This is a genomic window from Vibrio sp. 811 (assembly GCF_033339195.1).
Window position 1 is genome coordinate 363537 of sequence record NZ_JAWOUB010000003.1, and the last position, 6238, is coordinate 369774.

Genomic DNA, 6238 nt, shown 5'->3' on the forward strand with positions numbered 1-6238 from the left:
TCCGTATTCACCATTATCTGTATGAACGTTACGAGAATTGCTGCACTTCTAATCCGATCTTACTATCGACCTCTTCACGAGCAACCATGCCTTGCGCCATTAACTGACGAGCATTTTGCTCCATGGTTTGCATGCCGTGAGCCGCACCTGTTTGAATGATCGAATACATCTGCGCGACTTTGTCTTCGCGGATCAAGTTACGAATCGCAGGCGTTGCCATCATAATTTCATGGCATGCAATACGGCCACCACCATTACGCTTCAGAAGCTTTTGCGCGATAACCGAACGAAGGGACTCAGATAGCATCGAGCGAACCATATCTTTATCACTACCAGGAAACACATCGATAATACGGTCAATGGTTTTTGCCGCCGAGCTGGTGTGCAACGTCCCGAAAACTAAGTGACCCGTTTCTGCCGCCGTTAAGGCAAGGCTGATGGTTTCTTTGTCACGCATCTCACCAACCAGAATAACGTCTGGGTCTTCGCGCAATGCGCTGCGCAGTGCGTTTTGGAAACTATGGGTGTCACGGTGAACTTCACGCTGGTTAATCAAACATTTATTGTTGTTGTGAACAAATTCAATCGGATCTTCAATTGTGAGTACGTGCTTGTTGTGATTACGGTTAATGTAGTCAACAATGGCTGCTAAGGTCGTCGATTTACCTGAACCTGTTGGGCCAGTGACCAGAACTAAGCCTTTTTCAGCGTTCGCAATTTTTTTGAAGATCTCTGGCGCTTCTAGCTCTTCCAGAGTTGGAATGCTACTTGGAATGGTACGGAATACTGCCGCACAACCGCGAGATTGGTTGAAAGCGTTGACACGGAAACGGCCAACGTTATGCAACTCAAAAGAGAAATCGACTTCGAGTTTTTCTTCGAACTCACTGCGCTGGGCATCGTTCATGATTTCGAAAACCAAACGATGCACTTCTTGGTGTGTAAACGCTGGAATGCCTAGTTTTCTTACATCCCCATCAATACGAACCATTGGTGGGACACCTGCAGAAAGATGTAGATCCGAGGCATTATGTTTTACACTAAAATCCAGTAACTCAGTGATATCCATTTAAAATCCTTAAGTCTAAAGTACAGCTATGAGTAGTATTCAACAAAATATTGAACATATCACCTCTCAAATTCGATATGACGAGCAAAAATGTGGTCGAACTCCAGAGTCAGTGCAACTTCTAGCGGTAAGCAAAACTAAACCTGTCGAGGCAATTCTCGAAGCCTACCAAGCGGGACAAACCGCCTTTGGTGAAAACTACGTTCAAGAGGGCGTCAGTAAAGTTCAGCACTTTGCCGAGCATTATCCAGATAATCGAATCGAATGGCACTTCATTGGCCCGATTCAATCGAATAAATCGCGACTTGTTGCTGAACATTTCGATTGGGTTCACACCATCGATCGAACCAAGATTGCTCAACGCCTGAATGATCAGCGGCCAAGCGAACTTAAACCGCTACAAGTTCTGATTCAGGTTAACACCAGTGGTGAGGTATCTAAATCTGGTGTCACTGAAGCGGAAGTATTCGAGCTGGCGGAGTTGATTTCTCGCCTACCCAACCTCACTTTAAGAGGGTTGATGTCGATTCCTGCCAACGTGTCTGACTACGAATCACAACTCCGTGAATTTCAGAAGTTGGCTACGTTGAAGCAAACACTCGAAGCACAGTTCCCAGAAATCGATACATTATCAATGGGAATGAGTGGTGATATGACCGCTGCAATCGAAGCTGGTAGTACAATGGTTCGTATTGGAACCGCTATTTTCGGCGCACGAGACTACAGCTAAATCAACAAAACGCTCACTCGCGACATAAGTTATGTCGTCAATCGTTAGAGCGTAAATGCGCAATCATCTTACTCGCCAATAGGAGCAGTAAGTAACAGCGGCGCCATTATACACCTGAGCGCACAACAAATTCTAAATATCATGATGGAAATCAGACAAATGGAACATAAAAAAATCGCCTTCATTGGTGCTGGCAACATGGTGAGAGCCATTGTTTCCGGCTTGGTTGCTAACGGATACCCAGCGCAAAACATTACCGCGACTGCTCCTTCAGAGGCTCGCCGCCTTCTGCTAGAACAAGATTTTGGCATCCGTACCACCAGCGATAACATCCAAGCTGCGACCGAGGCGGATGTGGTGGTATTGTCTGTAAAACCGCAAATGATGGCGGATGTCTGTAAACCACTGCAATCGATCGATTTCACTAATAAACTGGTGATTTCTATTGCCGCAGGCATCAACTGTTCACGATTGGATGATATGCTAGCCACCAAATTGAACTTGGTTCGTGTTATGCCAAATACGCCATCACAACTTGGATTGGGTATGAGTGGGTTGTTCGCACCAACTCATGTAACCGAGCACGACAAAGCTTTTGCCGCAGAGTTAATGGAAGCGGTCGGTAAAGTATGTTGGGTTGAGCAAGAGTCTGGCATCAATAATGTGATTGCCGCAGCGGGCAGTGCTCCAGCATACTTCTTCCTGTTTATGGAAGCGATGCAAGCAGAAGCGATTGCGCAAGGCTTTGATAAAGAGACCGCTCGACTATTGGTTCAGCAAGCTGCACTGGGCGCGGCCAGTATGGTGGTTAGCAACCCAGAAACTGAGCTATCGACCCTGCGTGAGAACGTAACTTCGAAAGGTGGGACAACGGCAGAAGCACTGCGTACATTCAACGAACATCAACTTTCAGATATTGTCGCTAAAGCCATGCAAGCTGCTGTGGCTCGCGCGGAAGAAATGGAAAAACTGTTTTAATTATTTGGATGAACTCCGTTTAGTATCATCCATCACTTGTTAAGGGTACCTTATGAATTCAATGAGTTTTCTCATCTCAACCCTATTTGACCTGTACATCATGGTCGTAATTTTGCGAATTTGGTTGCAAGCTGCGCGCGCAGACTTCTACAACCCATTCTCGCAATTTATAGTAAAAGCGACTCAGCCGGTCATTGGTCCATTGCGCCGCGTTATCCCTTCCGTGGGGAATATTGACCTAGCAACCGTGTTGTTTGCCTACGTGTTGTGTGTGCTTAAATTTGTCGTGCTTATCCTAATAGCTTCGAACGGTTCCGTCTCTTTCAGCGCTGACTTCTTATTCTTGGGCTTATTATCATTAATCAAAGCCGCAGGTGGCCTATTGTTCTGGGTACTATTGATCCGTGCAATTTTGAGCTGGGTAAGCCAAGGCCGCAGCCCTATCGAGTACGTATTCCATCAACTGACCGAGCCAATGTGCGCTCCAATCCGTCGTATTCTTCCGGCTATTGGTGGTCTTGATTTAAGCGTACTAGTGTTATTTATCGGCTTGCAGTTCGCGAACTTCTTAATGGGCGATATCATTGGTCCAATTTGGTTCCAGCTATAATGTCAGCTGCAGTTTGGCAAGATGGTGAGGACATCATCCTGAAGCTCTATATTCAACCTAAAGCTAGCCGCGATAAAATCGTTGGCTTGCATGGTGAAGAGCTAAAAATCGCCATTACTGCTCCACCTGTCGATGGCAAAGCTAATGCACACCTAACTAAGTTCTTAGCCAAGCAGTTTAAAATCGCTAAGGGCTTGGTTCACATAGAAAAAGGTGAATTAGGACGGCACAAACAAATTCGGATAGAATCGCCTACCCAGATACCGACAGAATTTAAAGCCATCTTATGATGGCTTTTTATTTACGATTTTGTACCACACTTACTAATACCAACGACTGAGTACGCATTTTTTACCCCCTGACCAAGGTAAAATTGCAGCTTTGGTTGTTTTATAACAAGTGCTTTGAGGAAGTAACAATGAGCAAATGGATTACCGCATTACTGATTAGCCTGTTGTCGTTACCAAGCTTCGCCGATCAGTTTAAAAATATGAAAGATATCGAAATACACTATGTCGCGTTTAACTCAACATTCCTAACACCCAAAGTCGCACGTAGCTACGATATCAAACGTAATGGATACCTCGCTGTGGTTAATATTAGCGTGTTAGATAGAGCTTCATTGGGTAAGCCAGCATTAGAAGCAAAAATTGCTGGACGCGCGAAGAACCTTATCGGCCAAACTCAGACCTTGACCTTTCGTGAAGTCAAAGAAGGCAATGCGATATACTATTTAGCCGAACTACCAATTACCCACGAAGAAACTTTTACTTTCGATATTGACGTAAAAGCTGGAAACAAAGGCTCAGGTAAGCTTAAATTCACCCAGAAGTTTTATGTTGAAGAGTAATTGGGTTGTGATGTTCCAAAAGCTTTTGGATCTAAGCAGGCTAAAAACCACTTATTAGTTAAAGAATATCTAGAGGAGAACGATTTGTTCTCCTCTATCACTATTAAAAGAGATTCCCATGAAAAAAATTGTGCTAGCAACTGGTAACCAAGGCAAAGTTCGTGAAATGGCAGATTTGTTGTCTGACTTCGGCTTTGAAGTATTAGCGCAAAGTGAATTCAATGTATCGGAAGTAGCTGAAACGGGTACAACTTTCATTGAAAACGCAATCATTAAAGCTCGCCATGCCGCACAAGAAACAGGGCTTCCTGCGATTGCAGATGACTCTGGCTTAGAAGTCGATTTCTTAAAAGGCGCTCCGGGCATTTACTCTGCACGTTACGCAGGCGAGAGCGCATCTGATCAAGAGAATCTAGAAAAATTGCTAGCGGCAATGGAAGGCGTACCAGAAGCAGAGCGTACAGCACGTTTCCACTGCGTATTAGTCCTCATGCGTCACGAGAACGACCCAACGCCTATCGTCTGTCACGGTAAATGGGAAGGCCGAATTCTAACTGAAGCACACGGTAAAAATGGCTTTGGCTACGACCCAATCTTCTTTGTTCCTGAAGACAACTGTGCGTCAGCCGAACTTGAACCTGCACGTAAGAAACAACTGTCTCACCGCGGTAAAGCGCTCAAGTCGTTGTTTGCTCAACTGTCTGAGCAAGTGTCTCAGTAATCACGAGCGAATTAGACCATGTTAACGCCCCCAGCACTCAGCTTGTATGTACACATCCCGTGGTGTGTGCAAAAGTGCCCGTATTGCGACTTTAACTCTCACGCGCTCAAAACCGAAATTCCAGAAGAAGAGTACATCAGTGCCCTTTTAGAAGATTTGGATACCGACATTGAGAAATACCGACTTAACGAAGCGCCACGTCCACTGCATTCAATCTTCATTGGTGGTGGTACGCCGAGTTTGATTTCGGCAGAAGGCATCGAGCGTCTACTTAAGGGCATTGAAGCGCGTATTCCGTTCAAGCCTGAAATCGAAATAACCATGGAAGCGAACCCAGGCACCATCGAAGCAGAGCGTTTTGTTGGCTACCGTAAAGCCGGGGTAACGCGTATCTCTATCGGCGTGCAAAGCTTTGAGCAACAAAAGCTTGAGCGTTTGGGGCGTATTCACGGCCAAGACGAAGCCGTCAACGCTGCTCAGCTGGCGCACCAAATCGGTTTGAACAGCTTTAACCTCGATCTCATGCACGGCTTACCTGATCAAAGCATCGAACAAGCCTTGGCAGATTTGGACAAAGCGATTGAGTTGGCACCGCCGCACTTGTCTTGGTATCAGCTGACCATCGAACCAAACACCATGTTCTACTACAAGCCACCAACGCTACCTGACGATGATGACTTGTGGGATATTTTCGAGCTCGGACACCAAAAACTTGCAGCCGCGGGTTATGTGCAATATGAAATCTCCGGTTACAGCAAGCCGGGCTATCAGTGTCAGCACAACCTCAACTACTGGCGCTTTGGTGATTACCTTGGTATCGGTTGTGGCTCTCATGGCAAACTCAGTTTTACCGACGGACGTATTATTCGAACGACAAAGGTAAAACACCCGCGAGGCTATTTAGCGGCTTATCAAAATATGGTCAAACCTTATCTGCATACAGAACATGTCGTCGCGGATGAAGATCGTCCATTCGAGTTTTTTATGAACCGATTCCGCTTAATCGAAGCCTGTCCGAAGCAAGATTATGTGGACACCACGGGCTTACCGCTTAGTACGATTCAAGAAACCATCGACTGGGCGATAGAAATGGGCTACCTGAGTGAAACGGCTACCCATTGGCAAATTACTGAAAAAGGGAAGCTCTTCCTTAATGATTTGCTCGAAGCCTTTATGGCCGAAGAAAGCGAAGAGTAACGCAACCCTGACCCGTCCTGATATGGGTTGACACTTTTTAACTAAAACGCTCGATGTACTTCATCGGGCGTTTTGTATTTTAA

Annotated in this window: 8 protein-coding genes; 7 read left to right on the forward strand and 1 reads right to left on the reverse strand. The window is 45.7% G+C overall.

Annotated features, from left to right (window positions below):
* Nucleotides 1-28: 28 nt before the first annotated feature.
* Nucleotides 29-1069, reverse strand: coding sequence for a type IV pilus twitching motility protein PilT (locus tag R7Q46_RS08500; protein WP_005381015.1), 1041 nt, complete (start codon nt 1067-1069; stop codon nt 29-31).
* A gap of 28 nt (nt 1070-1097) precedes the next feature.
* On the opposite strand from R7Q46_RS08500, the gene R7Q46_RS08505 reads away from it, so the two are divergent.
* The 7 genes from R7Q46_RS08505 to hemW all read left to right on the forward strand — a co-directional run bounded on the left by R7Q46_RS08505 (nt 1098) and on the right by hemW (nt 6155).
* Nucleotides 1098-1799 carry a YggS family pyridoxal phosphate-dependent enzyme gene (locus R7Q46_RS08505; protein ID WP_042521292.1) on the forward strand — a complete coding sequence of 234 codons (702 nt, stop codon included), beginning with the start codon at nt 1098-1100 and terminating at the stop codon, nt 1797-1799.
* A 159-nt stretch (nt 1800-1958) separates the two neighbouring features.
* Nucleotides 1959-2777, forward strand: a complete 819-nt coding sequence (proC, locus tag R7Q46_RS08510; protein WP_005381013.1) for a pyrroline-5-carboxylate reductase — start codon at nt 1959-1961, stop codon at nt 2775-2777.
* Nucleotides 2778-2829: 52 nt separating this feature from the next.
* A complete protein-coding gene (locus R7Q46_RS08515) occupies nt 2830-3387 on the forward strand; it encodes a YggT family protein (RefSeq protein ID WP_005381012.1) in 558 nt (185 codons plus the stop codon).
* The gene (gene yggU, locus R7Q46_RS08520) at nt 3387-3677 is read left to right on the forward strand and encodes a DUF167 family protein YggU (protein ID WP_213872064.1); all 291 of its coding nucleotides are present in this window, start codon (nt 3387-3389) and stop codon (nt 3675-3677) included. The genes R7Q46_RS08515 and yggU overlap by 1 nt, the downstream gene beginning before the upstream one ends.
* 128 nt (nt 3678-3805) lie before the next feature.
* Nucleotides 3806-4237, forward strand: a complete 432-nt coding sequence (locus R7Q46_RS08525; RefSeq protein ID WP_213872065.1) for a DUF4426 domain-containing protein — start codon at nt 3806-3808, stop codon at nt 4235-4237.
* 118 nt (nt 4238-4355) lie between these two features.
* Nucleotides 4356-4958 carry an XTP/dITP diphosphatase gene (locus R7Q46_RS08530; RefSeq protein ID WP_167415453.1) on the forward strand — a complete coding sequence of 201 codons (603 nt, stop codon included), beginning with the start codon at nt 4356-4358 and terminating at the stop codon, nt 4956-4958.
* Between the two features lie 18 nt (nt 4959-4976).
* Nucleotides 4977-6155: a radical SAM family heme chaperone HemW gene (gene hemW / locus R7Q46_RS08535; protein ID WP_042521300.1), complete on the forward strand. Its 1179-nt coding sequence runs from the start codon at nt 4977-4979 to the stop codon at nt 6153-6155.
* Nucleotides 6156-6238 lie beyond the last annotated feature (83 nt).

Coding starts and splice junctions, on each gene's coding strand:
- proC (WP_005381013.1), top strand. CDS start 1,959: ATGGAACATAAAAAAATCGCCTTCATTGGTGCTGGCAACATGGTGAGA.
- R7Q46_RS08500 (WP_005381015.1), bottom strand. CDS start 1,069: ATGGATATCACTGAGTTACTGGATTTTAGTGTAAAACATAATGCCTCG.
- R7Q46_RS08505 (WP_042521292.1), top strand. CDS start 1,098: ATGAGTAGTATTCAACAAAATATTGAACATATCACCTCTCAAATTCGA.
- hemW (WP_042521300.1), top strand. CDS start 4,977: ATGTTAACGCCCCCAGCACTCAGCTTGTATGTACACATCCCGTGGTGT.
- R7Q46_RS08525 (WP_213872065.1), top strand. CDS start 3,806: ATGAGCAAATGGATTACCGCATTACTGATTAGCCTGTTGTCGTTACCA.
- R7Q46_RS08530 (WP_167415453.1), top strand. CDS start 4,356: ATGAAAAAAATTGTGCTAGCAACTGGTAACCAAGGCAAAGTTCGTGAA.
- R7Q46_RS08515 (WP_005381012.1), top strand. CDS start 2,830: ATGAATTCAATGAGTTTTCTCATCTCAACCCTATTTGACCTGTACATC.
- yggU (WP_213872064.1), top strand. CDS start 3,387: ATGTCAGCTGCAGTTTGGCAAGATGGTGAGGACATCATCCTGAAGCTC.